The sequence below is a fragment of the Cellulomonas sp. P5_C6 genome (assembly GCF_054049635.1).
This window is the reverse complement of the sequence record NZ_JBFULZ010000347.1, coordinates 1-1,767: the sequence shown is the minus strand read 5'-3', so window position 1 is coordinate 1,767 and position 1,767 is coordinate 1. Positions and strand designations below refer to the sequence as shown.

General features: G+C 74.6%; 3 protein-coding genes. All 3 read left to right on the top strand.

The window, feature by feature from the left end; translation table 11 throughout:
* A partial coding sequence (locus ACXJKG_RS20990) for an AAA family ATPase (RefSeq protein WP_456847651.1) occupies positions 1 to 632 on the top strand: 632 nt, incomplete at its 5' end.
* Between the two features lie 330 nt (positions 633 to 962).
* Positions 963 to 1,175 (top strand): RNA polymerase subunit sigma-70, encoded by a 213-nt coding sequence (locus tag ACXJKG_RS20985; protein WP_456847650.1) that lies wholly within the window; start codon positions 963 to 965, stop codon positions 1,173 to 1,175.
* Positions 1,175 to 1,726 carry a Clp protease N-terminal domain-containing protein gene (locus ACXJKG_RS20980; RefSeq protein WP_456847649.1) on the top strand — a complete coding sequence of 184 codons (552 nt, stop codon included), beginning with the start codon at positions 1,175 to 1,177 and terminating at the stop codon, positions 1,724 to 1,726. The genes ACXJKG_RS20985 and ACXJKG_RS20980 overlap by 1 nt, the downstream gene beginning before the upstream one ends.
* The last annotated feature ends 41 nt before the right edge of the window (positions 1,727 to 1,767 follow it).

Below are 1,767 nucleotides of genomic sequence, written 5' to 3'. Positions count from 1 at the left end.
GGGTCGCTGCCCGCGTGCCCGACCCGCGCGCGCTCGGCAGGCCGGTGCTGGTCGGCGTCGATGGCATGGACGGGGCCGGCAAGACCACGTTCGCCGACGAGCTCGCCGCGGAGCTGCGCCGCGGCGGCAGGCACGTCGTCCGGGTGGGCGTCGACGGCTTCCACCGTCCCCGCGACGAGCGCTACCGCCGGGGCCGGCACTCCCCCGAGGGCTTCTGGGCGGACTCGTACGACTACGACGCCCTGCGCCGGGACGTCCTCGAGCCGTTCGCGCCCGGCGGCAGCCGCCGCTTCCGCCGGGCCGTCCGCGACGTCACCACCGACCAGGCGCTGCACCTGCCGCGCGAGTCCGGCACGGACCGCACCGTGCTCGTGGTCGACGGGATCTTCCTGCACCGCGACGAGCTCGCCGCCTGGTGGGACTTCTCGGTGTACCTCGACGTCGACTTCGCCGAGACCTTCGCCCGCATGGCCGTCCGGGACGGCTGCCCGCCGGATCCGCACCACCCCGCCAACGTCCGGTACGTCGAGGGCCAGCGCACCTACCTCGCCTCCTGCCGCCCGGCGTCCCGCGCGTCGGTCGTCATCGACAACCGCGACGTCCACCACCCCCACCCCCTCCCCACGGACTGACCCGCCAGCGCCGGCGCCGGCCCTGGCCCCCGGGACGTCCGCACAAGTACGGCCCCTGACCCCTACTTGCTAGGACGTCCCGCGCGTTGAGGCCCGGACGTCCGCACGATCGGTCGCCAGGGCGCTCGAATCTGCGGACACACCGCTGTGCCCCCGGGACGTCCGCGCAGATGCGGGTCCTGACCCCTGTTTCCTCGGACGTTCCGCGCCCTGAGGAGCGGACGTCCGCGCAGGTAGGGCCCCTGACCCATACCTCCTCGGACGTTGCGTGGTGGATGGCGCGTCAACTTGGGTTGACAATCACGGATCTGTCAACGTAGGTTGACGGCTATGTCCGATGAGCTGATGACCGCGGCCGCCAGTGCCGCCGAGCCTGCCGAGGGCCTCCGGGCCGTCCGCGCGCTGCGGGCGCTGGCCGACCGGCTGGAGGCCCTGCACGTCGAGCGCGCCCGAGGGCTGGGGTGGTCCTGGCAGCAGGTCGCCGCCGCGCTCGGGGTCTCCCGCCAGGCGGTCCACAAGAAGTACGGAAAGAGGTTCGACTGATGTTCGAGAGGTTCGCCAGCGACGCCCGCGACGCGGTCGTCCACGCCCAGGACGAGGCGCGCAGCCTCGGCGCCGACCGCATCGGCACCGAGCACCTGCTGCTCGGCGCCGTCCACACGCCCGACACGGTGGCCGCCCGTGCGCTGCAGCGGCTCGGCGTCGACCACGCCGCCCTGCTCGCCACGGTCCGCGCCCTGCCGGCGGGCACCATCGACGCCGCCGCGCTGGCCGGCGTCGGCATCGACCTCGACGCCGTCCGGGCACAGGTCGAGGCCTCGTTCGGCCCGGGCGCGCTCGACGATGTCGCGCAGGCACCGAGCACCAGGGCGGGGCACCGGCCTTTCGACGCCGCCGCGAAGAAGATGCTCGAGATCGCGCTGCGCGAGGCGGTCCGCTTCAAGCACCGCCGGCTCGACACCGGTCACCTGCTGCTCTCGGCCGTGCGGCTGGACGACACGACCGCGTTCCAGGTGCTCGCCTCGGTCGGGGTCGGGCCGGACGCCGTGCGCGACGCGGTCGCGGCCGCGTGGGCCGACGTGCCGGTCGGCTGATCGTGACCGGCGGCGTCTCGCTGGCCCGCGCGCTGCGGACG